The organism is Ensifer sp. YR511, from assembly GCF_900103045.1.
Classification (GTDB): domain Bacteria; phylum Pseudomonadota; class Alphaproteobacteria; order Rhizobiales; family Rhizobiaceae; genus Ensifer; species Ensifer adhaerens.
Genome location: NZ_FNGR01000020.1, coordinates 1 through 26,946, shown reverse-complemented (window position 1 = coordinate 26,946; position 26,946 = coordinate 1). Strand labels below are relative to the sequence as shown.

Annotated in this window: 15 protein-coding genes and 1 pseudogene; 9 read left to right on the top strand and 7 right to left on the bottom strand. The window is 56.5% G+C overall.

What is annotated here, in order from left to right; genetic code table 11:
- Nucleotides 1-224 precede the first annotated feature (224 nt).
- The 3 genes from repA to repC all read left to right on the top strand — a co-directional run bounded on the left by repA (nt 225) and on the right by repC (nt 3,888).
- Nucleotides 225-1,448 (top strand): plasmid partitioning protein RepA, encoded by a 1,224-nt coding sequence (gene repA, locus BLU15_RS26380; RefSeq protein ID WP_034796864.1) that lies wholly within the window; start codon nt 225-227, stop codon nt 1,446-1,448.
- Complete coding sequence (gene repB / locus BLU15_RS26375; RefSeq protein ID WP_090299514.1) at nt 1,445-2,461, top strand: plasmid partitioning protein RepB; 1,017 nt, start codon at nt 1,445-1,447, stop codon at nt 2,459-2,461. Before repA ends, repB begins: the two co-directional genes overlap by 4 nt.
- A gap of 212 nt (nt 2,462-2,673) precedes the next feature.
- Nucleotides 2,674-3,888 (top strand): plasmid replication protein RepC, encoded by a 1,215-nt coding sequence (gene repC / locus BLU15_RS26370; RefSeq protein ID WP_090299511.1) that lies wholly within the window; start codon nt 2,674-2,676, stop codon nt 3,886-3,888.
- 1,196 nt (nt 3,889-5,084) lie between these two features.
- Here repC and BLU15_RS26360 read toward each other — a convergent pair.
- The 3 genes and pseudogenes from BLU15_RS26360 to BLU15_RS26350 all read right to left on the bottom strand — a co-directional run.
- Nucleotides 5,085-6,800: a PAS domain S-box protein gene (locus BLU15_RS26360; RefSeq protein WP_090299505.1), complete on the bottom strand. Its 1,716-nt coding sequence runs from the start codon at nt 6,798-6,800 to the stop codon at nt 5,085-5,087.
- A 666-nt stretch (nt 6,801-7,466) separates the two neighbouring features.
- Nucleotides 7,467-8,381 carry a recombinase family protein gene (locus BLU15_RS26355; protein ID WP_090299504.1) on the bottom strand — a complete coding sequence of 305 codons (915 nt, stop codon included), beginning with the start codon at nt 8,379-8,381 and terminating at the stop codon, nt 7,467-7,469.
- Between the two features lie 755 nt (nt 8,382-9,136).
- A pseudogene (locus tag BLU15_RS26350) lies at nt 9,137-9,785 on the bottom strand (transposase); the annotation flags it as partial.
- A gap of 215 nt (nt 9,786-10,000) precedes the next feature.
- Between BLU15_RS26350 and BLU15_RS26345 the strand changes: the two are divergent.
- The 5 genes from BLU15_RS26345 (at nt 10,001) to BLU15_RS26325 (ending at nt 14,338) form a co-directional block, all read left to right on the top strand.
- A complete protein-coding gene (locus tag BLU15_RS26345) occupies nt 10,001-10,393 on the top strand; it encodes an antitoxin Xre/MbcA/ParS toxin-binding domain-containing protein (protein WP_090299501.1) in 393 nt (130 codons plus the stop codon).
- A complete protein-coding gene (locus tag BLU15_RS26340; protein ID WP_090299499.1) occupies nt 10,390-10,908 on the top strand; it encodes an RES family NAD+ phosphorylase in 519 nt (172 codons plus the stop codon). The genes BLU15_RS26345 and BLU15_RS26340 overlap by 4 nt, the downstream gene beginning before the upstream one ends.
- 140 nt (nt 10,909-11,048) lie before the next feature.
- Nucleotides 11,049-12,197: an RHE_PE00001 family protein gene (locus BLU15_RS26335; protein WP_090299496.1), complete on the top strand. Its 1,149-nt coding sequence runs from the start codon at nt 11,049-11,051 to the stop codon at nt 12,195-12,197.
- 399 nt (nt 12,198-12,596) lie between these two features.
- Nucleotides 12,597-13,406 (top strand): hypothetical protein, encoded by an 810-nt coding sequence (locus BLU15_RS26330; protein WP_090299494.1) that lies wholly within the window; start codon nt 12,597-12,599, stop codon nt 13,404-13,406.
- Nucleotides 13,406-14,338 carry a pentapeptide repeat-containing protein gene (locus BLU15_RS26325; protein ID WP_090299491.1) on the top strand — a complete coding sequence of 311 codons (933 nt, stop codon included), beginning with the start codon at nt 13,406-13,408 and terminating at the stop codon, nt 14,336-14,338. Before BLU15_RS26330 ends, BLU15_RS26325 begins: the two co-directional genes overlap by 1 nt.
- A gap of 4 nt (nt 14,339-14,342) precedes the next feature.
- On the opposite strand, the gene BLU15_RS26320 is transcribed toward BLU15_RS26325, so the two are convergent.
- From BLU15_RS26320 to BLU15_RS40910, 3 genes are all read right to left on the bottom strand, one after another.
- A complete protein-coding gene (locus BLU15_RS26320; RefSeq protein WP_143034264.1) occupies nt 14,343-15,269 on the bottom strand; it encodes a hypothetical protein in 927 nt (308 codons plus the stop codon).
- Nucleotides 15,270-15,450: 181 nt separating this feature from the next.
- Nucleotides 15,451-18,735 (bottom strand): metallophosphoesterase, encoded by a 3,285-nt coding sequence (locus BLU15_RS26315; protein ID WP_143034263.1) that lies wholly within the window; start codon nt 18,733-18,735, stop codon nt 15,451-15,453.
- A gap of 39 nt (nt 18,736-18,774) precedes the next feature.
- A complete protein-coding gene (locus BLU15_RS40910; RefSeq protein ID WP_371590074.1) occupies nt 18,775-19,131 on the bottom strand; it encodes a DUF6615 family protein in 357 nt (118 codons plus the stop codon).
- A gap of 362 nt (nt 19,132-19,493) precedes the next feature.
- Here BLU15_RS40910 and BLU15_RS26310 point away from each other — a divergent pair, with 362 nt between their 5' ends.
- Nucleotides 19,494-22,892: a class I SAM-dependent DNA methyltransferase gene (locus BLU15_RS26310; RefSeq protein ID WP_090299485.1), complete on the top strand. Its 3,399-nt coding sequence runs from the start codon at nt 19,494-19,496 to the stop codon at nt 22,890-22,892.
- A 167-nt stretch (nt 22,893-23,059) separates the two neighbouring features.
- On the opposite strand, the gene BLU15_RS26305 is transcribed toward BLU15_RS26310, so the two are convergent.
- Entirely contained in the window at nt 23,060-26,629 is a 3,570-nt protein-coding gene (locus BLU15_RS26305; RefSeq protein ID WP_143034262.1) for a hypothetical protein, read from the bottom strand.
- Nucleotides 26,630-26,946: the final 317 nt, after the last annotated feature.

The window sequence follows — 26,946 nt, the reverse complement described above, 5'->3', positions numbered from 1 at the left end:
GCGTCGAACGCAACAAATGTGTGCGCAATTTCAGCCGCCGGGAGCGTTGCGTTTGGCAAAAACCCACGCGATTCCAACGAGTAGCGCTGGTTTGGTCACCGAGTCGTCACAATCGACGTTAAAGCTTTGTTAACCCTATAATTCTGGACGGTTCAGGAGAATCGTGTTCTATCTCTTGGCGGATAACGGCCGTCAAACCGGTCTTTGACCGCCAAGAGGGAAAAATGGCGATAGCTCAACGCGCAGAAAATGACGTTCAACTCAAGGAAGACGCAGCCGCGAAGATCTTGCGGCACGCCGGTCTTTTGTCGAACCAGCTGCAGCAACTGCGGACACGGATGTACCCGCCGAGGTCGGAAAAGGCCTTGAGGTCGTTTCTCACGAACGAAGTCTCGAAGCTGACGTCCATACCGGATTCGACCCTGAAGCTGATGTCATCGGAAGGGCGCGGGCCGACGCCGGGCCGCCTTGAGAACAACCATCGCGTCTACACGCTCGCACAGATCAACGAACTGCGAGAGCTGTTTGCCAAGCAGAAGCCTGCGGAAGCACTCCGCTTCCTGCCTCGCCGCCGACCGGGTGAACACCTCCAGGTGCTGGCGATCGCGAACTTCAAGGGTGGTAGTGCCAAGACCACGACGTGTGTTCATCTGGCGCATTACCTTGCCCTCCATGGTTATCGCGTCCTCACACTCGATCTTGACCCCCAGGCATCGCTCTCTGCAATGTTCGGTGCGCAGCCGGAAATCGATGTCGGTGCGAACGAAACGATCTACGCAGCACTTCGCTACGATGACGCCGAGCGGCGACCGATCAAGGACATCATTCGTAAAACCTATTTCGATGGCGTCGATCTTGTTCCGGGCAACCTTGAAGTCATGGAATACGAGCACGAAACGCCTCGTGTTCTGGCAAACAAGTCGAGCTCTGGCGCGATCTTTTTCGAACGCCTGAAGCTTGCCTTGGCAGACGTCGAACAGGACTACGACGTCGTCATCCTGGACACCCCGCCCTCCCTTGGCTTCCTGACCTTAAGCGCGATCTATGCGGCAACCAGTATGGTCATCACGGTCCATCCTGCGATGCTGGACGTGGCGTCCATGAGCCAGTTCCTGCTGATGATGGGCGATCTGATCAGCGTCTTGAATGAAAGCGGTGCCCAGCTCGACCAGGATTTCATCCGATATCTCGTGACGCGGCATGATCCGAACGATGCGCCGCAATCGCAGGTCGTTGCGATGTTGCGACATATGTTCGGGACAGACGTCCTTTTGCCGACCGCCATCGAAAGCACGGCCGTCGAAGCCGCGGGCCTCGCCAAGCGCTCGATTTACGAGCTCGAAATGGGCCAGATTGGTCGTGACACCCATAAGCGCGCCCGTGAAGCCGTCGACTCGGTCAACGAGGCGATTATCCGCCTTATCAACGATAGCTGGGGGCGGACATGAGCAAGTCATCTCGCAAATCAATTGTCGCGAGCTTCGGTCTGCTGTCGCAAGAATTGGAGAACAAGCTCGCGGACGATCCGCAACCTGCGCCGCCAGCCCCGTCGCCGCGTGTCGGGGCTGGCGTTGTCGGCGCAGCGCATCGTGCGATCGACGACATCAGGGCAGAGCGGGACCGTTTAAAGGCAATCGTCGAAGCCGGCGGCGGAACGGTCCTTGAGCTCGATCCCGCGCTGATCGATCCTTCGCCCTACCCGGACCGATTGTCGGATGATGACGGCAGCGATTTCGAGACGTTCAAACGCTCGATCGAGGCCGAGGGCCAAAAGGTACCCATCCAGGTTAGGCAGCATCCCTCATCTAAAGGGCGGTATCAAATTGTCTACGGTCACCGGCGTTGGCGTGCTGCCAAGGAGCTGGGGCGGGGCGTTCGCGCGCTTGAGGTCGACATCTCCGATCTCGATCTCGTCGTCGCACAAGGCATCGAGAACGCGAGCCGGCAAGATCTGACCTGGATTGAGCGCACATTGTTTGCATCGCGAATGGATGACGCCGGCATCAAGGCCCGCAACATCTATGCGGCACTGTCGATTGCGGACGCAGAACTTGCTCGAATGCGCGGCGTTTATCGAACGATCCCGGCAGACGTGATCGAAGCGATTGGACGTGCCCCCAAAGTGGGTCGGCCGCGCTGGATAGAGTTTGCAAGAACGATAGCGAGCGATCCTGGATCGCTTGGCGTGGTGCGGCAGGTCCTCTTGCAAGCCCGTGAAGGCGGCTCCCTATCGGATCAACGCTTCCAGCGTGCGTTCGAGGCAATAAAGCCTTCGAGCCCTCCGCGGGAGGACAGTCGTGAACTTTTGGACCAGGCAGGATCGAAGCTCGGCTCTTGGAAAATTTCGACCAAGGAGCTTCGGATTTCTGCAGATGGCCCGCTCGGTCAGGACTTCGTGAAGTTCGTCGGCGACGAATTGCCGGCTCTCATCGAACGCTTCTCGCGTGAGCGTCAAAGCTAGACGTTATAGCCAAGCTGTCAGCTGGTCTATTCGACAAGGAAAATACGGAAAGGAATACCGCAAAAGAAAAAGGCCCCCTTAACGTTGCCGTCGTGGAAGCCTCTCTCATATCTGGACAATCTGAGAATCGCATTTCCACGAATCCCAGTCAAGAGTTTTTGGCACCGATTTGGGTGAGCGGACATCTTTTGCCTTCTGAAGGGTGAAGGAAGATGCAAAGTGGAAGTGTGACGACGCCTTTTGGGCGGCGGCCGATGACGCTTGCGCTGTTAAAGCGACAAAGAGCGTCCATCGAGATCAGGCCGAACAAATCGGCCGACAAATGGAAAGTGTTCCGAGATGCCTGTGAAGCCAGGGCGCATCTTGGGCTACAGGATCGTGCTCTTGCCGTCCTTGACGCGCTTTTGAGCTTCTATCCTGAGACTTATCTCCGACAGGGAGATTCTCTCATCGTTTTTCCTTCGAATGCCCAACTGTCGGTGCGTGCGCACGGTATTGCCGGCGCGACGCTGCGGCGGCACCTGGCAGCGCTTGTTGATGCCGGACTGATCAATCGCAAAGACAGTGCGAACGGGAAGCGCTACGCCCGCAAGGACAGGGCTGGCGATGTTCAGGATGCTTTCGGTTTCGATCTTTCCCCACTTCTCGTCCGATCGGAGGAACTTGCGCAGTTGGCGCAGCAGGTGGCGGCCGAGCACGCCTTGCTTCGGAAAACCAAAGAAGCGCTTACGATCCGTAGACGCGACGCCCGCAAACTCATCTCTGCGGCAATTGAAGAAGGTGCCTGCGGCGATTGGAGAAAGATCGAAGGTATTTATCAAGCGCTCGTTGCCCGGATACCGCGCTCTCCAACCATCCACGACCTGACACCAATCCTCGACGAGATGGAACTGCTTTGCGCGGAGATCGTCAATCAGTTGGATATTTTGGATAATTCCGGAAATTTGAGCAGCAATGATGCCCAAAATGAGCGCCACATACAGAATTCACATACCGAATCCTTATATGAACTTGAACCTGGCTCTGGAGAGGAGCTGGAGGAAAAAACCGAACCAGCAAAGCTGGTGGTGAACGAGCCGATCAAGGCTTTTCCGCTCAGTATGGTGATGCGGGCCTGCCCCGAGATCGCACTGTACGGCCAGGATGGTGCCATATCGAGCTGGCGTGACCTGATGTCCGCGGCCATTGTGGTGCGTTCGATGTTGGGAGTGAGCCCGAACGCCTACCAGGACGCTTGCGATGTGATGGGGCCTGAAAATGCAGCGGTTGCGGTCGCTTGCATCCTTGAGCGGGCAGGACACATCAATTCGGCCGGAGGTTACCTGCGCGACCTGACGACAAAGGCGCGGCTCGGCGAATTCTCCCTCGGCCCAATGCTGATGGCTTTGTTGAGGGCAAATGGAGGCTCGGATCGGCGCGCTGGGTGAGCTCTCAGCCGGCTACCATCTCTTGTCGCTGTAGATCGAAATCAGTTCGCGAAACGAGCTGATCGCTGCCGAAATGGAAACGGACCTGATGACGAGAAACGGCTTCCGATCGGTATGGTGGGCCCGATCTCAAAGGGCGGCAATTTTAACGTGGTGAGAATCAGCGTCTGACACTTAAATGGCTCGTTCGACCATTGGACATTGTGGGGTGCTCAATGGCGGCTGTTCGTGACTAAGGTGAAAAGCGGCTTCATTGGTCATTCACTCCGCCTTCCCTTTCACTGAGCTGGCTATCGATCTCACCCGTCCCGGTACGCAGATCGCAAGCATCCGCTGAACAGAAACCCGGTCCGGCTTGGTCCATTGGCGGTTCTCGTGTTGGCTACGACCCGGACAATGAAGTGTCGCTACGGTTGACGAGAGGGCGGAGGCGAGAGCGGAGTTAGGATTGCGGGCAAACGCGACCGGCGTTCACGGGCGTGCTCGCATGCATATTTGCTCCTTTGCGCGACGTGAGCGCTCCATAGCGGTGCCGTCTACTGATGGATGTCGTGCATGAAGCGGGCTCCGGGTGGGCGGGTTGAACGGACTGGCCGACGAGAAACCCTGACAGCTGTCAGGGTTTTTGCATACCGGGCCTCCCAACCGTGATGAAGGTGCCGGACGCCTTGTGCCCCAGATTGCCAGCACAGGGCCCCAAAGCACCACGCTCCCCTGCGCGGTTTGCCGCGTGATTTCCATCAAACCCTGACAGCTGTCAGGGTTCTGGAATTTACGGTTTCATGGTTTGAACTGGTCACTGAAGCTTCGCTGTGACGCCGGCACTGGGGAACCTGCGCGTTGTTCAGCTCTTTGCAGAAAACACTGCGCGTCGGCGCAAATGAGAACGACCGTCGGCCTTTAAACCGACCAGCAGCCCGCCACAGAAATCGTGACGGATTATTGTATTTCCTTCGACATGTGCGATCAGGGAACAAAGCCAGCGCGGCTTCAAAAGCATTCGGACGCGCAGGTGATAAGGACGCAGATCATGGCGCCGCCCAGCTTCCGGAAAAACTACCTCAAACGATCACTGGCTACTTGCCCCGCGGCGATGACACCGGCGGTGAGGGAAAACGAAAAGGTCCGCTCGGGGATGAATGCGATCGCGCACCCAATTGACCTTGATGGCAGGAGATGCACCCCAGGCTTTTTGCTCAATGAGATTTTGGCTGCTGATCCCATTCGCTAAGAAGATTGGCATCGACCTCGCATACGACGCCCTTTGGGTCATAGGTGATTTTGACCGTGCCATTGAGCTCGGCGGCCAACAAGCTCTCAATGAGCCGGGATCCAAAACCTCTGCGGGTCGGTGGGGTCACAGGCGGGCCTCCGGTTTCTTCCCAACGCAGGACCAGTCTGGCGTGACACCCGGTCCCAGTTTGTACTGTCCAAGCGATCGAGACGCGGCCCTGGTCGACCGCAAGTGCGCCGTACTTGGCTGCATTCGTGGCGAGTTCATGAAGCGCCAGGCAGATCGACACGACCGCCCTTGGAGGGACCTGGATTGCAGGGCCGGTGACCGCAAATCGAGCCGGCGAATAGGGTGAAATCGCCTGTTCAACGATCGCTCGTAATTCGGCCTGCTCCCATGTCCCGTGGGTCAAAAGATTATGAGCGCGTGCCATTGAAGATAGCCGCGCCTCGAATGAGCGCACGTCCGCGGCATCTATTTGGCCGTGGCCAAGCGTTTGGCGCGAGATCGCAAGGACAGTCGCAAAAAGGTTCTTCACCCGATGGTTCAGTTCACCGACGAGGACGCTCTGCAGGCGTTCAGCGTCTTTTCGGGCCGAGATGTCATGCGCAATTTTCGATGCGCCGACGATCACGCCATAGGCGTCATAGATCGGTGAGACGCTGAGGAGGACAGGGACGCTTCTGCCGTCCTTGTGGAGCCTTGCCGTTTCGTAGGGCTCGACCTTCAGGCCGGCGCTGACCTGGCGCAAAATCGCAGGCTCCTCACCCTGGCGGTCCTCAGGAACCAAGACGAGGACCGATCGGCCTATGACCTCGTCAGCCGTATATCCGTAGAGCCGTTCGGCGCCGGAGTTCCAACTCGTGATTTTCATGCCTAGGTCGATGCCAAGGATGGCATCGTTGGACGAAGCGATGATCGCGGCCAGGCGACGCTCGACGTCCTGCGCGCGCTTGCGTTCGGTTATGTCGACGATGATGGCGGTCGCCTGCTGGAAACCGCCATCTTTGTCGCGAAGCGCCGAAACCGAGCTCGCCATCCAGACCAAACTGCCATCTTTTCGCAGAAGGCGGCTCTCCATCTCGAAACTCTGGCCGCGTTCAGCCATCATATTGAAGAGCCGGTCTGCCTCGGCGATGTCTCCGGCAACGCAGATATCCCGCATTCGCATCGATAGCAGCTCGCTTTCGCTATAGCCGAGGATCTCGCAGAAGCGGTTGTTGACCAGGAGAAAGCGGCCCGTGAGGTCTGTCTGCACGATCCCTGCGGCGGACTGCGAAAAAATCGCCCTCAGTCGCTCTTCGCTCGCCTGCAATGCACTCTCGAATTTCACCCGGTCCGTTGTTTCGTTGACGATGCAAAGAACCCCGCGAACGCGGCGCTCCTCATCGCGGACGGGCGAATAGGAGATGTCGAAATGGACTGTTTCCGGGTAGCCATGGCGTTCGATGTAGAAGGGACGGTCCTTCGCAAAGACCGTCTCCCCGCCGTCAAGGACCCGTCGAAGCAGGGGCTCCAGATCGTTCCAGAGTTCACCCCAGTTTTCTCGGGCAGGACGTCCAAATGCGCGAGGGTGCTTATCACCGATGGTGGGTGCATAGGCTTCGTTGTAAAGGGCGACGAATTCTTCGCCCCAAAACAGCACGATCTGGGCCTGCGCCGGCAGCAGAATATCCATTGCGGCGCTTAGACAGTTTGGCCAACGCTCCCTGGGTCCGATAGGGCTGGCCTGCCAGTTGTAGGTTTCGATTAGGCGCTCAATTGGCCCAGCTGCTGTAAAATCGTGGATGCGCTTCAGGGCCAAACTCCTCACCGATATGTGAGTGCACTTCAACCTTTTGAGACGGTTGGGTCAACAAGCAAAGCAAGGGAACCTGTTGGGCACCATGATTACGTTTCGGATCAGGTTCGCGTTTGGAACGGCATGGACCGTACCCCGTGCTTGCGTGCGCGAACGGAGCTGGGCCTACGTGAACCGATGGTCATGCATCAGAATGCGGGTGTGCCCGGGTAACGAATGTTCACGTGCGCTGCCTTGACTGTCGGCGCTCTGTGGCACTGTCGTAGCGGCGGCCTGCGTGGCGGCCGCGCCTGTCTGGGCAGGCTGGCCGTTGTCCATGTATGGCCGGGGGGGATCGGGGGGAGGGGACTGCCGCGGCACGGACCCTTGGGAGGCGGGGCTCGAGCTCGTCTTTAAGTTCGGCATCGCGCAGGCCGTCCACTCGATCACTGGCGGCCACGCAAGCAAGGCGGGTTCGGCGCAGTGATCGTGTCACGTCAGGGGCTCGCCGTCGCAGACATTCCGTAGGCAGAATGCCGGCTTTGGCGCCTGATTGATTGTGCCTCAGCGGCGCATGAGGCCGAACCGGTGCGCCTCGTCCAGCAAGTCTCGGACGGAGGAGGTGACCCATTTTCTGGTGCCTCCCTTCGGCCGCTCTCCCAGTTTGTCCAGTTCGGCGGCAATTTCGCGGAGCGACAGATCGGGATCGGCAATCGCGATCGCCGCGACCAGTTGCATTAAATGGTCTTCCGGCGCGCGACGCGGGGATCGGGCGAGGAGGTCATTTTCTGCGAGCTTTGCGCGGACCATGCGATGCACGGCGCGACGAAGGCGTTCGACGGTCCAGTCCTGGCCACGTCGGTTGAGAACGCGAACGACGTTATCCCAGCTGTGCTGAGGCCGGAGCTGCCGCACCATCGGAAGCCACGCCTGTGAAGACGCGATAAGCTCATCGAGATAGAGTTTCTCCCGCGCCTTTGAAACCGCGGCAATCGCCTCCGGCCGCCTTTCTCGAAGACCCGGGTTTCCAGGCAGCCTGCCCCGAGCCTTCGCGGCCTTGATGCCCGCTTTGGTTCGCTCGGCGTTCAGCGAACGCTCGAGCTTTTCGACAGCATCGAGGACCGTAAGGGAAAACATGCCTTGCGGAGTTGAGGTATCGATCGGATCGTGGAGTGACCGAAAGTGCACCCCGCGATGTTCAAGATCCCGGATTACTTGCAGCAAATGGCTTACGGATCTGGCTAGCCGATCGAGATGGACGACGACGAGGACATCTCCCGAGGTGAGTTCGCCCAGCAATTTGGTCAAGACGGGCCGAGCGCGCGAAACCTCGGTGCCATGCTCCTGATAGATCCGATCGCAGCCGGCGCCCCGTAGCTCGTCCAGCTGGGTATCGTTGGCCTGGTCATCCGCCGACACGCGGGCGTAACCGACTAGCCGCTGCAAAGGTTGGACATCAGCTGTTTGTTGCTTCGCCATCGCGCCTTCGGACCGCCACTTGATTGATGGTCAGAAAGTGCGTGAGAAACAGATAATTTGCAAGCGTGTTTTATGGTTAGAACTGGAGGCCGTCAGACGCAAAATGGAAGGGGAGATGGTCGGACGCTCGTGATCGATAGAGAAAGCGCTCCAGCGGGCTTCTGTGGGCGAAATCGTGCTGGCTAACAGGTCCAAACGAGATCGCAAGGCGTCGTAACTCATTGGAAGGAGAATCTGGATAATAAAGGGAGACGGCTAGCGCTCACACTGGACCAGCCTCTTGGGTCAGTCCATTCTGTCTTGTAGGTGATTCTCCCCGTGCTGCTCCGGGGACCCCAGTCTTTGCGTTCGCGGAGCCAGCACTATCAAGACTGAGTAACTATCGATAGTGAATAGAAAAAGAAAATGGCGTCCGGATGACGGAAGCATGATGTCTTTTCGTTTCCGTTTATGAATTTTAAGGCGCTAATACAGTTGGTTAATTACACGTAATCGGAAGCCCGCGACGGGCACTTGTCTGTTTTTATGGGCACGTCATACGAACCCTTGCCAGGGTTACCTTAGAGGTTCCCCCCGTTCGGTCCCCCACGTCGAAACGCGAAGCCTGCCGGGTATTCGACGGACCAGCGGCCAGCACAATCAGGGTGCATTTACACGGACATAGCAATGTCTGTGTTTCGGCATGCAAATTTGATCCCCTTGGCGGGGTAATCGGCGTCCAATTTTGGCTCTGACGCAGATTTGGTGCAATTCTCTCATGTCGCGCCGATGAGGCGAGCTTGAAGAAGATCAAGTTTGCCGCGTCCGTACATCTGGCGCTTTACCAGCTTGAGCTTGGTGATCTGCCCCTCTGTCTGTCCGTTGGACCACTGCGAGATTATCGCTGCCCGGGCCGCCTCTATGTCTTTCGCCACGCCGTTGCCAAAGGAGGAAACCAGACTGTCGCGGGCAGGCTCGATCCACGGCGAGCTGGTTTTCCACCTTGCGCCGGATCATCAAATGAAAGTCGGCGATGATATCGCGAGCCGTAACGAGCAAGGGAACACCGGTTTCGATCGCCGCGATCGTGACGGTCTCGGATTTAGTCAGGTTGTCTCTGCTGGTTGTCAAAAGGCGGGCAATCGTTCGGGCGGAGGGAATGCGGGTCAATGATTCCGCATCGGCCTTGTCGGCCCGCTTCCGCCGTGTCGCCCATTCACTCACGACCCGGCGCGAACCACGAAAGCCTTGAGTTCTTAAACGCCGCCACAGCTCAGCGCCGTTCCGCTTGCCGGCAGCCCATTGCGCGTCGAGCCATTCGAGATAGGGCTCCAACGAGCTTTCCCGTGACCGTTGCCCTCTGAGCACTTGGCGGACCAAGCCGAATTTCAATTGATGCAATGTCCGCCCCCGCTCTTTGAACGGCGCATGGAGTGGCCAATCCCCGTGTCTCGTGAAATGCAGGGGCGGTGGCAGCTTGGTCCGGACCGATGCCTCAGCACGAGGCGTGCCGCCGCAACAAAAACTATCCTGGGAGAGGAGCTGCGACCAAAATCGGTAGTCGCCACTGCTTGCATTTGGTGGCCAACATGCCATATATGTTGCACAATAAATCGGCTATCTGATGTGGCGGAACGAGAATGGCTCAAGCCTTGAAATTTACTTCGGAGCAGAGCGGCCCTCTGGTCCTTTCCTACATGGACCGGGCGGGAAAGATAGCCGTGGAACGCGTCGCGACCGGCTTCGGGATGTCCAAGACCCAGTTGGCCGAGACGGCGGGGCTTGCGCGCGAAACGCTTTATCGGAGCGAACGCAGTCACGGCGCGAAAACGCAAAGCCGCCTGAAGGAAATGTTGGAAATTATCAGTCGTGTTTCCGATTGGGCGGGTGGCAAGGAACAGGCGATGGCTTGGTACCGCGCGCAGCCCTTGCCAGCATTCGGGGGACGCACGGCAGAATCTCTCGTAAAAGACGGGAAGGCTGCAGCCGTTCGAGATTACCTGGACCATATGGCACTCGGTGGTTTCGCTTGAGGTTTGTTGGAAGTTGCTACCGCGCGCACGACCCGCGTTGGGCATTCAAACCTGTCTCGGGAGATGGTGCGGCCATACGGGGCGCACGATTCAATCCAAAAGGAGTGCCAGCCCTCTACCTTGCGCTCAGCGTTATGACAGCGGTCAAGGAGGCCAACCAAGGCTTTGCGCATCGCATCGATCCATGCGTGCTCTGTTCCTACGAGGTCGATTGCCAGGACGTAGCAGACCTCACTTCGGAAGCAGACCGTGCCGAGCATGGTGTGTCGATGGAAGAGATGGCCTGTAGTTGGGCAACCGCGCTCGCGGAGGGGAGGAGACCCGCATCGTGGGCAATCTATGACCGCTTGAAGGGGATCGGCACTGCGGGTGTCCTTGTCCCTAGCTTTGCTCCTGGCGCCGAGGAATTGGACCGAAATCTCGTGCTTTGGAACTGGGGGAGCAAGTTGCCACACAAAGTTGAGGTCCATGATCCAAGTGGGCGGCTTCCGAAGGATCAACTGTCGTGGGACTAGCGCGATTATCGCGGTTCTGCAGAGTCAAAACGATCACCATCGATACTTGAAACCTATCGATAGCAATTGACGTAGCCATCAGGCATACGAAGTGAGGAACCCTAATTTTGAGATAGAGTTCTCTTAGCAAATCATTTACCATGATATCAATGGCTTACGATATCGTGAAATTGCCCATCCAGACCTTGCTGCGGCCGGTTTCGGACGCCGGCATCGGGCTCGCCCGTCTCGATGAGCGCATCGCCCGCTCCGCCGTCGGCGAAGGCTTTCTCGAACGCATGCACTTCGCCGATGCTTGCTCCTCGCTGTGGATCGACGGCGAGCTCGTCCATCTCGAGGACCTGGTGCTGCACGACGCCGGCCATGACATCCGCACGCCGACGCATGAACTAACGATCGCCCGCGATGTGCTGCGTAGCCGACGCCGCATCGCCGCGCAGCCGCCCGGCTGGGCGCTGACCCCCGACGGCCTGCGCACCCTCCGGCAGGCGCAGGCGGGGCCTGCAGCCTCATTTGGTGATGACGGCGGAGCTGACGATAGCGAGGGCGCCGCTGCGGATGCGCTGCCACTTTGGGGAGGGGAGGGGGAGAGTGACGACGGCGCGGACACGAGTGTCTTCGCCGCCATCGACGCGGTGCTGGCCCGCTCGGCCGCCGCAATTGAAGAAGCAAAGCGACCTAGCCAGGCCGCTAGCGGTCGCGCCGCCGACACCAAGGCGCTGGTTTACGATCTCGACTGGGACGAGGATGCCAGATTGGAGGAATGGCGCGACGTCGTGCGGTCGGCACAGGAGCTGCCGCCGGTGTTGGCTGCGATCGTTGCCCTCGACGCCTGGAACGAGCTGGCGGTGTCACAGCATGCGCCCTGGCTCGGCCGGTTGCTGGCCGCGGCGACGCTGCGCCAGGGTGGCATTGCCACCGGCGCGCATCTTGTGGCGGTCAATCTCGGCCTGAAAACCATACCCGTCGATCGGCGCCGGCATCGCGATCGCGACACCCGGCTGCTGGCGATCGCTCAGGGATTTACGGCGGCCGCCGAGATCGGCCTGAAGGAGCACGACCGGCTGGCGCTGGCTCGGCAGATCATGGAACGCAAATTGGCGGGAAGACGAACGTCTTCGAAACTGCCGGAGCTGGTAGAGCTGGTGATGGCGCGGCCGCTGGTGGCATCAGGCATGGTGGCGGAGACGCTCGGCGTCACGCCGCAGGCGGCGCGGCGGATCGTGTCGGAGTTGGGCCTGCGGGAGATGACCGGGAGGGGGAGGTTTCGGGCGTGGGGAGTTATCTAATGGTACCGATGCGAATAAAGGCTAGGGAGCTTTCATGTACCTGGCTGTCGCTGTTGCGGTTACTGGCTGGTCTGTGACGGAAACCCATGGAGCGTCTGTCCCCGCGGGCGAGGAGGTCGGAACGATCATTCACGAGGGGCGGCGGCTTCCGAGCAAGAGCTTGATTTGCGCTCAGTGATGATATCATAACCGCTGTCCTCGTCTGAGTGAGAATGTTCCTATCATGTTCTCATCGCGGTTGGACGGTCGTATGCGGTGTGGGACTCTGAGAATCCGGCATCCAGTATCCTTCGGCCAATTCAGTGTGCCGTTCGTTGCAGAGGGTTTACACGATAAAGGCTACCAGCCATTACTGTGGGCCCGCTGCAGTTGTTTTTCCCAACGCGTTGAAAAGCCCCAATGGTTGATCGCCCAAATAATCCGCGAGCATTTGCTGAAGTAGTATCAATTGACGTTTGGAGAACCCCTTACTCTGGTGGTGCCGCGGAGGCGGACCTGCATATTGATGTCGTCTTCGACGAAGGACGAATAGGGGGCGACACTATCGCTGGGACCCCGGTTCGATTTCGGCTTAGTCTCAAGAGGGCCGAAATCCACGTCATCCGCGATCAGGGGAAATTTATCGAAATCCCACCCAGTAGCGTGGCTAGAGAGGCACTCGTCTCCAGTAAAGCTAAAACGACGACGACGCAGTCACGTTCATTCGGTGGCAGGCTGAAGGCTGCCTTTGCTGGAGGCCAACCACGGCTTGATGCAGAAGTTAGTGCGAGTGGTGCTACCCAGGTAACAAGGCGCGTCGAGAAAGACGAGGAGCTGGGTGAGATGCGCATCGCGCATCGCAAATTGCCCGATGGTGGAGGCTATGTTTTCACTATTCAATCCAGCACAGCTGGCACGTTGGCCGGCTCTGCATGGGACCCGAGCGTTCCTAGAATGCGGCTTCGAGATACGAAGCCCACCCGCAAACGAGGTGATCCTCCGGAGCTAACTGTCCAAATCCGGTGCAAGCGTGAAGACCTTCACATCGAGGATATCGTCATCGTCGATGCGACCATATTAAACGGCGGGCTTCTAAGCCGGAATAAGCAAATCGCCGTGGAGCAATACATCAAAAAGGAAATACTCTCGATGGGCCTGCCGTGTGGAGACCTTTCAGATGTTTTCGCGACGGTGATCCTTGCTGATGCAGTATCAGTGGAGGAGCACTGATGTTCGATAGACTGCGCGCGATATGCGATGCAAAAACCGACAACCTGTCTGATTTGGCCGAAATTGCATCTCCCGATGATCCCGCATTCTTCGATGGAGCTCAATTCAATGGCGCAGACTTGCGTAGTACTGACTTGGCCCGCTTCCATCTTAGAGGGGCGTTACTAAAGGGAGCCGAAATCGACGATAAGACCATCTTGCCCGATAGCACTCCCTTACTGGACCTGGTGAAGCACGATGATGACAAGTCGCATGTCACTTCTTTTGTTCATACGTTTTCGTCGATCTTCCAAGCGGAGGTGATCTCAACACTGGAGGAGCTTGAGCGGAGGCTCCCCAAACAACATAGCTCAAATATCAAGGGGCCAGTGTCCCGTCGGTCGCTAGATATACCAAACAAAAACGAGAATGATCGCACGTTCCGGTATACCTCGATCCGGAAGATGAAGAGTATCGCAGCGGATATCGTGACGTCCGGAGAGCGAGATGTCACCATTGGGGGCCTGTTGAGAAATATGGACCGCCTGGTCGCGATCATACAGGTATGTGAAGCCGCCATGAGGCGGAGTGAGCAGAGAATGTACCGTCGGATTTCACAATCTATAAGTTTCGAGATCAGTAAACTTGGGATCGTTGAGGACAGTGAGTCGCGTCAAGTTTTGTTGACACGATCCCAATGGAAGGACGTTTTGACAGCGCTGACGTCTGAAAAGTCTCGTCGCGGCTACGTTGAGGTCGTGATCCAAAGTGATTCAGCAGAGATTCTTGGTCAGCTTATGATCAAGCTTTTCGTTCTGCTGGAGCAGTTGAAGGACGTTTACCTGTCCCTTCCCGCCGACCATGGAAAAGTCGACACTACCAGTTTCGAGATACACAATTTCGAAGACACTACTCAGCCCGAGGTTTACCACGGCCGCTCCTACGTCATGTAGCCGGTCAATCAAAAGGCAGCTCCGGAGTGTTGGATTCACCCGGGTCCATTTTACTCAAGAGGCTTAGCAGCCGCTCTCCGAGATAAATGGCAGTCTCCAAATCTTTATAGGGGACTTCATCTGCGTGGCTGGCCGCGTTCGCAATTCTGAAAAATACGTCGAAGCTATCGCGTTGTCCCGTTAGCTCCTGGTGGTAGTTCATCGCTGCGCCCACAAGCTGGCTAGCCGGCAATTTCAAGCCCCGAAACCTTGTTCCGGCAGCGATCTCTTTTGCATGTGGTTTGAGCAACCGCTTGAGTTCCCTTTCAACGCGGATACGCAGGATAGCTACCTGCTCGCTCATGTTTATCTTACGCAGCTCGTTGATATCCTCCATGTCTACAAACAGATCAGCCAGTCGGAGGTCCTTTACAAAATCACCTGCTGTTTTCCCCTCGACGTCACCGAAAATAGCCTTCAGCAACTTGTCCTCAGGTGTCAGGTCTCCGAGGTGCGGGCTCGTCTCCGACTCTACCGGATCGACATTCGCAACTTCCGCGGCCGCTGCTTCCACTTGCTCTTGTCGCGGTCTTTCGTAGTTGTTCACCGTGACCGCCTGGTGGTTCATCGATTGAACTGACGCGGACAGCGCGTTCTGTTGAGCGATCACATGGCGGACGTCTTCCCGAACATCGGCAACTTTATCCTTGGTTTCACCGACTTCCTTTCGGACCTCGGCGATCCTGGCTTCAAATGAGAAGAACTGGAAGACGTCGAGCTTCTTCGCGAACGGGACGATCAGGAAAATCATAAAGACCAGCAGTAGTTGCCAGTTGTCGCTGACGTTTGTGGGCGGTATTCCCGCGACAGTAAAAAAGCCCCAACCGAACAGCCCGGCAATGGCGAGCGATATCACCATGAAGCTGTTCTCGCGGTTCAACCAAACTGGCATGTAAAATTCCCCGAACCCCGTGCCCTAGTAGCACTGGTGCAACCTGAGAGAAAGAAAGTTAAGTCCCGTCAATCGTCGAGAAGCTCGAGACGTTGAACCTCAGTCGAACGAGACGCGATGGAGGGTATCGTGAACGACGGAGACGTCCGATCGGGTCAAACGAGGCGAAGGCGCACGATCTTCATTTATCTTCCTTCTGTCGTTGCATTTTTAGTAGCAATCCCTCCTTACGGAATTTTTCAATCTGTCTGGTCTTGTCTTTTGCCAACTCGGAAGGCTTCCCGCCTCCCAAACGGGCGATCATGCCCGCCACGTCGGACTGGACGGCTTCAAAATGGCTCTGATTGATCTCGTCCATCCTGCGCATGTTCGCGATCTTCCAAACCAGCGCTTCTGACAGGAAGCTACTACCATGTAGCTTTTTGAACGCGTTCCGGATGGCATTGGGAGTTGCTGGCAACCTTAGATCAGCGATGAGAGACGAACGGAAGAATTCGTATACGAGTGGTTCGTCCGCTTCCTCGAGGTCGGGTTCGGTAAGCTGGCGCTGGAGCTTCTCGGTACCTAGTGACGTCGCTATGAATTTGGTGATTGCGGTTGGCATGTTCAGCGCGATCTTCCGTCCGAGGTCTTCATCGGACATCGCTTTGGGCGCGAAGATTTCGTAAAGGACGCCATTAATGCGCATCTGACGTTGCTTTGCCAGTTCACTGACGATCGCGAGCGACGAGCTGAGAAGCAGGGACCACCCCCGCCAGGCCAGCTTGAGGAGTCGTTGCTTTTCGTTCTTGTTAATCTGCTCCATGTTCTTGACGAGGCCAGAGAACAGGAAAAGACCTACAAGTAGCTTATGTCCCGTATGTTCGATTCGCGGTCGAAACACATTTTGACGCTCTTCGACATCGCGTGGAATCTCTCCCTCAAGGGCTTCGTCACGCTCCTCCTTTGACAATGGCTGACCAAGCAGATGGGCTGACATATGATCGAGCGCGTCAGATCCGGCAGTTCTGGGGAGTTCGATCGTTGCGATCTGGTCGGGATTAATAGAGCTTTCCTTCTCCATCTCCGCAATAATGCCTTCGAAGCGCATAGCCACGACGTTCATCAGGTCTGCATCGTTCCGAACTAGACCCGCGTAGTAGTGAAGCTCGTTGATGTACGTCAGGTACCTGTCCTCTTGGAGAACCCAGTTCTTGAAGACAGTGCTTTTGATCATCTGCGTCGCGATGAAGTATTCAAGAACAGCGCGATACCTAAACGAAACGCAATTTTCCGGCAGCTTCCGCATGATCCGAGCTGCGAAGAATTCGGCGAGGAGGTCATCAAGGGGGACTTCCAAGCCAAGATTGTCCACGTACGACCGCATTTCTGAACGAAGGCTTTCGTACGTCGGTGTGTAACAATTGTTGGTCGCCATCCATCCCGCAAGGTGAGCTAGGAGCGAGGTCTTATTAGAATAATCGAATGTTTCTCGTCGCACTTGCTCTATCGAGCTTTTGCGAAGGGTCGCATCGATAAACTGTTCGATAACCACAGACCTGTTAATTGGCTGAAAATTGCTATTCTGCTCGTAGATCGTGATGAGGATCGTGCCGTTTGCGGCGGTGAAGGGCAGGTTGATTTCCGAAATTTCCGAATGGAGGCGATCGAGGATGATTTCGACGTCACCTGCGTCGGGAACCTTCATTTTTACAAGCTCGCGCATTTCCTTGCGCTTTAGCTCACACAATTCGACGAATTCGAAGCGAACAGGTGTTTCGGTGACGACATGCGCACCGTAGGGGGCCGCCGAGTTCTTCAGGCTTGTGAAGATGTATCGGCACTGGGGATATTGAGATATGAATGCACGAAGGATCGCCATCCGCTTTTTATCTGCGAATTCAACGTCATCGACTAACAGGCACATCATTCCCAGCTTGAGAAGGACATCGGTGTCAAAGGCCTTGGTGTCGATCAACGAGCGGCTGCGCACGACCCGCGTCATGTGATGGAGGTTTTGGGCAATCTCCTCGAAGCGGATCATGATAGGGAGCCGAGGCTGGGCGAGCTCAGCCGCGCCAGCGAGATACTCGTACTGCACCTCTCTCAGTATGGTTGTCCGCCCATATTCCTGTGGGCTGTAAAGGATGATGTTCGCTTGTCCCGTTGAGAGGCTTTGAAACGGAAGAGGAGCGTCGAGCTTGATCTTGTTGTCGCGGTTGGAATCGATGTCGATCTTATTCAATCGTGGAGCGACGAAATGTTGTCTGCCACCATTGTCTAGGAGGCCAAGATCGTCCCACTCCTTTACGAGATCATCCCGTACTTGCCCGGCCAACTGCGCCTTAAACTTAGCTTCATCAACCGGGTTCGCCAGGCTCCGCCAGTACTGTCTAGCCTCTGGAGAATTGTAGAATCGACCTTCATCGATCCGGTCCACCCCATCGTTAAATATGCCGCGTTCCGGAAAGTAGCTTCGCACGAGCGTCTGGACAAATCCCTTGGTCTTATCGATGCAGATCAGTGAATAGCCGATGTAGTATTCCCTGCGCTGCGTGAAGACCGCGCCGGCTTGGTTGCTCACGACGCTACCGTTAAAACCGATGATCTGGGCTCCAGATGGATCATGCATATGTCCAAACAGATGCAGATTGGCGTGTTTTTGTATCTCTTTCGAAAGATACGAAGCGCCGGTCTCGGTAAACGCGTTGAGAGGATGGTGCGTGGTGAAGATGCGGAACGAGCCGGGCGTCAACTTTGCTATCGCGTCTCGAATCGCATATTCCGGAATCATCAGCAGACCTTCGTCACGGCCGGTTCCTGGTAAACCGCCCGTCGACAACATCGATGAATTGAAAATCACTAGGTCGGTGTTTAGGGCGTCGATGTAGTAGACGCTGCAGAAGATGTTTCCATACACCTTCGTGCCTTTGCTCATGTAGTCCTCAAGATCGAGATAATTCGCGAACTTGTCGAAGTAGGCGTCGGAGAACGCGTCCTCGAGGTAGGCTTGGTTCATCATCTCCATAGAGTTCGACGTTTCGCGCCAGTTCTGATGCTGAGCTTGATGACGGGACACTGCCACGCGGTCCACATCGTGGTTTCCCGCTACGATGAACATGCGCTCGCTCGAGATGTTTGCAGCCTTCTGCAGTGGCTCAAGCAGGATATCGTAAGCTTCTGCGTGGGTATCTGTCGGTGGAGCTTGCGTCAGGTCACCGCTAAAAACGATAAGGTCCGGCTTGCGATGGCCGATGCACAAAGACCTCACGTCTTCCAATAATGCCTCGATTACAATTTCCTGCTCTTTCCTTCGGCGAGTGTGGAAATGGAAGTCGCTAACATGAAGCACGGTAAGCAGATCAGAAGTTGTCACGTTATGCCCAATGAATAGGTCGATTTGAGAGACGTCTGTAGATTGAGGCATCATTTTCCCTCGAATCTCAATTGTTTGTAGAAACATGCCGACCGAAAGACTGGTCCGCAAGAACAACTTCTTATGGTAGCATGGAGCTCCCACATTTATTTAATCTTCCACGAATGCCGCTAGAGAGCGGCGCTCTCTACAACAGGATCGACCCAGCTCGAACCGTCCGTAGTTGCGATTTCTCGTCCGCAGGCCAACATTGCTCCGTGCTGTCCGGACGAGACTCTCGATCGCGTAGCCGTCAGCGACGTTAACCCCCAGTAGCCCGCTGACCCCGTCTTTGGAAGCCAGATGGCTTGTTCCCCCACGATGGTAGAAGAGATACAGGGGATATGTGGGAACAGGGGCTGTGCCACAACAAAGGCTATCAGCCGGGTTGAGGCCCACAAAGATTTCGCCGAGTGGCGCCCAGGAGGCTGGTCGATAACGCCTGCTGCCGCTGACACTCCTCAACATCGTCCCGCTGGGACCGCTCGCGCGGCGACCAAGGCTGATCCTGTCAACAGGACTGTGGCGAGGATGAACGGGCTCGACCGCCCATGGCATCGAAAAGCAGTCCACCGGCAGCCGCACCGAATGTCGTTTGGCAGTTAACCGTTAGAATGCGTTCAGCAGCTCTTGGCAGTTAATTTGAGATCGTATGCCCACGCTTTCCGAAGATATGAGGCCCACCTTTTTCCCGCTCCCCTTATTGAACCTACGTCGTCGGAGTCTTGCGGTTAAATGCAAAACGACAGATGCGGGCAAGACTCGTAGCTTATTGTGTGTGTGTGGAGAGGGGGCTAAAGTCCCTTCGTTTGTAAGCGGGAACCCCTGAATTGCTCCGAACTAATATTGATAACTTTATCGATCGTTGGAAAGATACCGGCGGCAGCGAACATGCTAATTATCAGCTCTTCGTTATCGAACTAACGGAGCTTCTGAAAGTGGAGCGCCCGAATCCCGCCACTGACGATGACAGCAACGACCACTACAGGTTCGAGCGGCCCGTCACCTTTACCCATACAAACAAACGCTCCACAGGCTTTATAGATGTCTATCGCAGTGGGCATTTTGTTCTTGAAACAAAGCAGGGCGTGAATCAAAAGAAAAACCGCGCCACCAATCTTGCCAAAGGTACGCCCGAACGCAAACAAAAGCGTATCGGCCACGGAGTGCGCGGAACAGCTGCATGGGATGACACCATGCTCAAGGCCCGCAATCAGGCAGACAACTACGCCCGAGCCGTTTCGAAAGAGGGTGGCTGGCCACCATTCCTAATAATCGTCGACGTGGGTCATGTGATCGAGTTGTATGCAGACTTCTCACGAAAGGGGCAGGGCTACAACCAGTTCCCAGATGGCAACCGCTATCGGGTCTCCCTTGACGATCTGCAAAAAGAGGAAACCCTCAACCTTCTGCGAACCATTTGGACCGACCCGTTTAGCCTCGACCCCTCCCTCAAGGCCGCGGAGGTCACGCGCGACATAGCGGAACATCTTGCCGAACTCGGCAAGAGTTTCGAGGGGCAGGGCCACGACAGTGAGACTGTCGCCCGCTTCCTCATGCGCTGCCTCTTTTCTATGTTCGCTGAGGATGTCGAGCTTATTCCCAAGAACAGCTTTGGCGACCTTTTGCACAAACTGCGGGGCCATCCGCAAGACGCGCAACCAGCTCTTGCTGGCCTGTGGGATGCAATGGACAAGGGTGAATTCGCCCACGCTTTCATGACTAAGGTTAAGAAATTTAACGGAGGTCTCTTCAAGGATCCGTCTGCCCTGCCGCTGAACGAATTGCAACTGGACCTGCTGATCGAAGCGGCCGAAGCGGACTGGAAACAGGTCGAACCGGCAATCTTTGGCACGTTGCTCGAACGTGCGCTCGACAAACGTCAGCGCCACAAACTGGGTGCGCATTATACGCCTCGTGCCTACGTCGAACGGTTGGTCATGCCCACAATCATAGAGCCGCTTCGCGAAGATTGGCGCGACGTGCAAACGGCGGTGCAGCGGTTGACCGAGGACGGGGATCCTGATCAGGCTCTAAGCATCGTCCGCGATTTTCATGCCCAATTATGCGAGATCAAAGTACTCGATCCGGCCTGTGGCTCGGGAAACTTCCTCTATGTCGCGCTTGAAATGATGAAGCGCCTTGAAGGCGAAGTGACTGCACTTTTGGCCGAGCTCGGTGAAAAACAGCAAAGCTTCATCACCGTAGATCCGCATCAATTTCTTGGAATTGAACTGAATCCATGGGCAGCTAACGTGGCCGAGTTGGTGTTGTGGATCGGTTATTTGCAATGGCACTTCCGCACCCATGGTCAGGCCGCGCCCTCCGAACCCGTGCTGCGTGACTTCAAGAACATTAAGAACGCCGATGCCGTGCTGCAATGGAAGGATCTTATCGCCCGGACGGACGGAAATGGCGCGCTGGTGACACGCTGGGACGGTTTAACCACCATGCGACATGCGGTGACGGGCGAAGAAGTGCCTGACCCGAGCGCGCGCGTGCATGTTTATGACTACATCAGGCCCACGGCAACGGTTTGGCCGAGAGCGGATTTTATCGTCGGCAACCCTCCGTTTATCGGGGCCCGGAAAATAAAGTCAGCCCTTACTCCCGAATATGTCGATGCGCTGCGGGAAGCATATAGAAACGTACCTCACACGGTCGACTTCGTGATGTACTGGTGGGCCAAAGCTGCAGAGGCTCTCAAGCAAAAGACTGCGAGACGGTTCGGATTTATCACAACGAATAGCATCACCCAAGACTATTCTAGGAAGCTTGTCGATGAGTATATTTCGGCGGCGAAGACCGAACTCAGTCTGGCGTTCGCCACCACCAACCATCCATGGGTAGATACCGCTGATGGGGCTGCTGTCCGTATTGCGATGACGGTTGCGTCAATGCGTAAGGTCAAGCAACCCCGCATTCTCGAGTTCGCTGGAACAGAAAGCGAGCGTGAAGTCGTAGTCGATCAAATAAACAGTCGGTTAGCAGATGTTCCGGATTTTTCTGAACTTAAGCCGCTGCAAGCCAACTTCCGGATGTGCTTTCAGGGGGTCGTTCCCGCTGGCGATGGGTTCAAGCTTTCCGAATGCGAGTTCGTTGAACTTAGCAAGCGCCTCTCTAGAAAGGAGAAGGATAAGATCAAGCGTTACTTTATTGGTAAAGATATTATAGAGCGCCCGCGCAGTATTTTCATTATTGATTTGTTTGGAGTCGATTACGATGAACTCAAGTCAGAGTTTCCTACGCTCTACGCCCATCTTCTGGATCGCGTGAAACCAATTCGTGATGAAAACCCAAGACCACAATACAAGAAGCTGTGGTGGATCTTCGCGGAACCACGTCCTGCTTTTCGCAAGGCGATTGTTGGGCTCGATTCCTACATCGGAACGACATACACGGCGAAACATCGTGTCTTTCAGTTCTGTGACAGTGAGATAATACCAGACGCAATGGTCTACAGCGTCGCATCCAACAAAGCCGAAGTGCTTGCCTGTTTGTCCTCTAGGATTCACTTGATTTGGTGCAGGGGATGTACGGGCACCCTGGAAGACCGTCCGCGCTACAACAGCGCCAACACATTTTCCCCCTTTCCCTTCCCCAGCCTCACCGATGATCAGAAAACGCATCTCCGCGAGTTGGGGCACCAGCTTGACAGCCACCGAAAACGTCAGCAGGCCGGCCACCCCAAGCTGACGCTAACTCAGATGTACAACGTGCTTGAAAAGCTTCGTACCGGCCGGCCCATCAATGGCAAAGAGCGTGCGATTTACGACCAAGGCTTAATTGGGATTTTGCGCGACTTGCACGACAAGATCGACGCTGCCGTGGCCGAGGCCTACGGATGGCCAGCAAATCTGTCCGATGAAGAGGTTCTCCTCCGCCTCGTGGCGCTAAACAAAGAACGTGCTTCGGAAGAGGCTCGTGGCCAAGTCCGCTGGCTTCGACCCAAGTCTCAGAACCCCACCGGGGTGCTGGTTGCTAAAGGCAGAACCAGCGAATTGGACCTTACAGCGATTGAGAACGTCAAGAAGGCTCCTTGGCCCAATACGCTTCCCGAACAGATTGCTGCCGTCCGCGAGGCTCTTTCAGAGATGGGCGAGGCCACTTCCGAGCAGATTGCACGGCGGTTCATTCGCGCGCGTACAACCGCTGTAGAGCCCCTGTTGGAAAGCTTGGCAGCATTAGGGCAGGCTGAGAAGATCAAGGCGGGTCGGTTCACTGTGTGAACTGCAACTCGCAGCAGGTACCTACTCAAACTTTCAGTCGGCATTGGCAATCAAATGTCCGCCGATGCGGCCTTTCCACGCAAAAATCTGCGACGGCCGTGGGAGAGTGCCTCTGTCCTCCAGGGGGCGGCCACAACCAAAAAACCAGATGACCCGGGTGCACGTTGTCAGACATTCTCTATCCAGTACCGCCGATGCCAATCCGTGAAGAAGAGCGAGACTGACGATTGCGTCGCTGGAAGGCCCACGTTAATAATCACGCCGTCTACGGTGATGGCGTTTTCCGCTGATCCGAACTGGACCTGCTTAGGCTTTCCTCCTGCCTTCAAGGCGGCCGTTATCTTCTCCCGGCTGAGGTGACGTCCATACTGATGGTGCGCTAGATGCGACAGGACAACGATGTTTCCAGCGTGCCTGGCTCCCCCTGCCTCGACAAGGTCGGGATGATGAGCGTCGATTAGGCGCTTCCGATTCTCCTGGTGCTGAACATAGCTACCATCAGGCGCGAGTGATTTCGGTTGGTTAGTCGCGAGCGCGATCTGGCAGTGCCAGGCGTAGTGATTTTCTTTGAGCTCCCGGATCTGCTCCAACTCGTTGGGCACCGAAGCGCGCTGTCTCGCCCTGCCGGACTTCGAGCCTTTTCGCGCTTGGGACTTCGCCGGGTTCCCAGGAATTGCGTTCGGCTTCGGGATATTCTTGGACGGATCAGGCTTCCAATCGTGATGTGCCGGAGGAGCCTCGCCGACCTCATCGTTCTCGCGGTCGAGATCCTCTTCGTCCTGTGTAGTGCCCTGCGCCGCCTGCAAGTGCTCAGCCTGCCGTATCTTGGCGCGAAGAGCTCGGTCGAGAGCAGGCGCGCAGTAGCCAGGGGCATTGGGAACGAAGATCCGTTCCGCAAGAGCGTCGAAGAAGGCGTCCTCCATTTCGCTTTCGTTGAGTTCGGCAAGCCAAAGGACCCCGGTTTCGGGATCAAATGCATGGCGTACGCGACCGGACACCTTCATCCGGCCGATCTTGTACGTAGCGATAACATCACGTGCGCCGACCACCTGTTTTATTGAACCTATCTGGCTGTACCACCGCGTATTGATGAGAGCGGAAGAAACTCCCAGTGCGACCAGCGCCTTTTGAAGGTCTTCAGCAATGCGGCGTGACTGATATTCACCCAGGATAGTCATCACCCAAGCCGGAACAGGTTGAATGTCGGAGCCTCTTACGCTCTTGGGCTGCCCTGCCGTCGCCCGTAACGATTTCACCCCTGCTTCTAGCAAGTGCTCGGAAATGGAAATCCGCACGCCCTGACTTTGGGAAACGACGAGGTGTATGGGGTATTCTCCAGTTTGCAGCGCTTCGGCGAGTTCAGGGAAGTCGTCCACGTAGTAAGCTGAGCTTTTGTTCACGGCCTCCTTGTAGCTGACCAGGAGGTAGCCACCCGGCCCGGAGACCGGCAAGCAGGGCACATTGTCCTGGATTTCCCACCACGAGCGCGGACCATTTTCGCTTCCGAAATGCCGGATCACTTGTGGTAGATGGCGAGCCACTCTCGACGGGTCGTCGGCAAGCCACCGGAAAAAGGCCAAAGATGTTTCGGCCGATGGCTCCGCCGACAGTACACCGGCCCGCTTGTAAAGTCGCTGGTCAGCATCGGACAGTCCAGTTGCACCAATGGCAAGCCGCCAGTCTCCCCAAAAGTTTCCTTTGTTTCCCTTGAAGGAGAGATCGTTCGGACGCCGATACTCACCGTGAACAGGAATGCAGGAGATGCCGCCAACTCCGAGATCCGTGGGTCCGCCTTCAGACATCACCCGGAGCCGAGGAATAAGCGCATCAGGTTTACGGGGGTCTACCTGCAGTGCGTGCCTGACCATGTCCACAGTAGGCTTGGGCAGCGGCGGAAAGAACTTGTCTAGCGCAAGGCGAGGGCGATCGAGCAGGTGGACAGGCCGCAACTGAAGGGTCCGGATGCTTCCCGCATCACGGACCAACTCTGACCAGCGGCCCAGTCCTCCGTCCATGTTTAAGGCCGGCATCTCATCGGCGATGCCGGAGATGTTTTCGGCGGTAGCGCCGTCGCTCAACAGGATGTCCAAATCCTCCTCCAACTTGCGGAATTGAGATCGCTCAGTCGAACTGAGAGGGCGGTCCCTGGGGAACTCCCGGAAGCTTTCATGAGCCCAAGCTCTCAGTTCTTCGACGCTGGGGTGCGTTCGAAACGCAAATCTGAGCTTTCTTCGTTTGAGCGCTGAGGCAAGGTTTAATAGATCTCTCGATGGCCGTTTTATAGCGGCCCCCAACACCTTGTCGCTCTCCTTGTGGGTGGCATGGCAGAGCTCTTTGAGCTCATTCGGGTTTCCGCTCGCGTCGGGCCAGATCGCTAGATCTCTCACAGCGGGCCATGTCGCCGATCGCAACTTCTTCACATTCTGCTGGACCCACTTAAACATCGCCAGCCGCGATTGAGTGGAAGGATTAGCTTTCGAGAACCTGCTCAGAAACTCCTCGAACGTGAATGTGGGGCGGTTCCACCCTGATCTGCCAAGAATTGGGTGTCCTGCCAAGCTCTGATCCACAAGTAGGGGAACGAGTATGCCGGGCAGGTCCGTAGGGATGTCCGACCAAAGGAACATCGACTTGACCAAGCAGATCCTGCCCTTCGCGCTGGGCAGAGCGAACGCTTCGGGAAGCAGTGGTGCGGATACCTTCGCTTTTGCGGCTTTTCGCTTGGCAGCGACCGGCTTCCAGATGACGTCCAGATGAATTTTAGCGAAGCTAGGATCCGCCAATGCCTTTTCATGGGCAGATTTGTCGGTCCAAGGAAAGCGGGGGTTAGCGTCCATCTTGGTTTGCAGCCGAAGGAGAGCGTCCTCCTCGTCGAAAACGATGTGAGTTTCGCCGTAGCCCTGGAGAGAACGAGAAGCCAGAAGGCCTACGATGTCCGGATGAACGCCAGCAGCGATCTGTTCGAAATCTGGTGGAACGATGCGCGCCAGGTCCTTATCGATAACACGTGGATCCGATGAGATTATCGGAACGACCAGCGGGGCTGCCGGTTCCCGCTTCCGGACGCTACTGCCGGACTTCGGAACGGTTCGCTCCTGAAGTGCGAGTGCCAGGACATGGGAGGTTCGCTCGAGGTCCGGGTGATCAGGATCCAACAGCAAGTCGAAGGCCCGAGGTCCAACCTTTGGCAGGATCTGCCGCATCGCACGGATAAGCAGCCCGTCACAGGCGGCGATGAGGTCACCGTTCCACCGGATGGCGCCTTCCGCTAAGCCATGCCGCTCGGTATCTGAGATGAACGGCGCTGAAAAGTGCACACCGATACCCGTGAAGGCTGAAGCGCCTGTGTCGGCATAGGCGATTGGGTATCGGAAATGTCCATGGGAGGGGACGGGCCTACTCGCTCCAGTCTCCCGCCAAGCTACTTCGATACGAATGCGCCTTCCTTCCCGATAGAAGTCCGGGAATTCGGCGCCGGCATATTCTTTTTGCGGTAGCACGATCGAGAAGGATCGTTCGTGGAAGGACGAAGCGCCGACGGCCAGCGCATCCGCCTTGATATGACAGCTCCGCCGATAAGTGGTCAGACCCTTTCGCATCGTGGGTCGGCCTGCCCGAAACGTGAACCGCACCTGCCCATGATGATGATGAACCAGGTCAATGGTGTACTCCGGGCGCATTCCCGGTACGATAGTTCCGATGAAACGATGGGGTATTTCGTGCGCGGCGGCAATCAAGGTGAGATTCGTATTGCCTCACCCAAGAGTGTTCCCAGAGAATAATGCCGTTGCCTCACTCGGATGTTCTCGAATGCCTCACGGGTTGTTCCGATCGTGTCCCCGCACCTGGTGCAGGTGACGGAGGTAGCGAAGCCGCTCGCGAGCGCGCCCTCAATAGCGCTGTAGCGAGCGGGCGGCTTCGCGGGCGGTCATCATGTTTTCCGGTAGGGTCGGGTTGTCGAAGGCCAACCTGGCGGTAAGAGCGCGGATGCCGATCCTGTATTGTTCGGTAACGATCTCACTGCACGACCTCTACGATTTGCGTTTGCCGCGCG

Excerpts from the sequence above, each read along its gene's own strand:
- repA (WP_034796864.1), top strand. The coding sequence starts at position 225 with ATGGCGATAGCTCAACGCGCAGAAAATGACGTTCAACTCAAGGAAGAC.
- repB (WP_090299514.1), top strand. The coding sequence starts at position 1,445 with ATGAGCAAGTCATCTCGCAAATCAATTGTCGCGAGCTTCGGTCTGCTG.
- repC (WP_090299511.1), top strand. The coding sequence starts at position 2,674 with ATGCAAAGTGGAAGTGTGACGACGCCTTTTGGGCGGCGGCCGATGACG.
- BLU15_RS26360 (WP_090299505.1), bottom strand. The coding sequence starts at position 6,800 with ATGGATATTCTGCTGCCGGCGCAGGCCCAGATCGTGCTGTTTTGGGGC.
- BLU15_RS26355 (WP_090299504.1), bottom strand. The coding sequence starts at position 8,381 with ATGGCGAAGCAACAAACAGCTGATGTCCAACCTTTGCAGCGGCTAGTC.
- BLU15_RS26345 (WP_090299501.1), top strand. The coding sequence starts at position 10,001 with ATGGCTCAAGCCTTGAAATTTACTTCGGAGCAGAGCGGCCCTCTGGTC.
- BLU15_RS26335 (WP_090299496.1), top strand. The coding sequence starts at position 11,049 with ATGATATCAATGGCTTACGATATCGTGAAATTGCCCATCCAGACCTTG.
- BLU15_RS26330 (WP_090299494.1), top strand. The coding sequence starts at position 12,597 with ATGGTTGATCGCCCAAATAATCCGCGAGCATTTGCTGAAGTAGTATCA.
- BLU15_RS26325 (WP_090299491.1), top strand. The coding sequence starts at position 13,406 with ATGTTCGATAGACTGCGCGCGATATGCGATGCAAAAACCGACAACCTG.
- BLU15_RS26320 (WP_143034264.1), bottom strand. The coding sequence starts at position 15,269 with ATGCCAGTTTGGTTGAACCGCGAGAACAGCTTCATGGTGATATCGCTC.
- BLU15_RS40910 (WP_371590074.1), bottom strand. The coding sequence starts at position 19,131 with ATGTTGAGGAGTGTCAGCGGCAGCAGGCGTTATCGACCAGCCTCCTGG.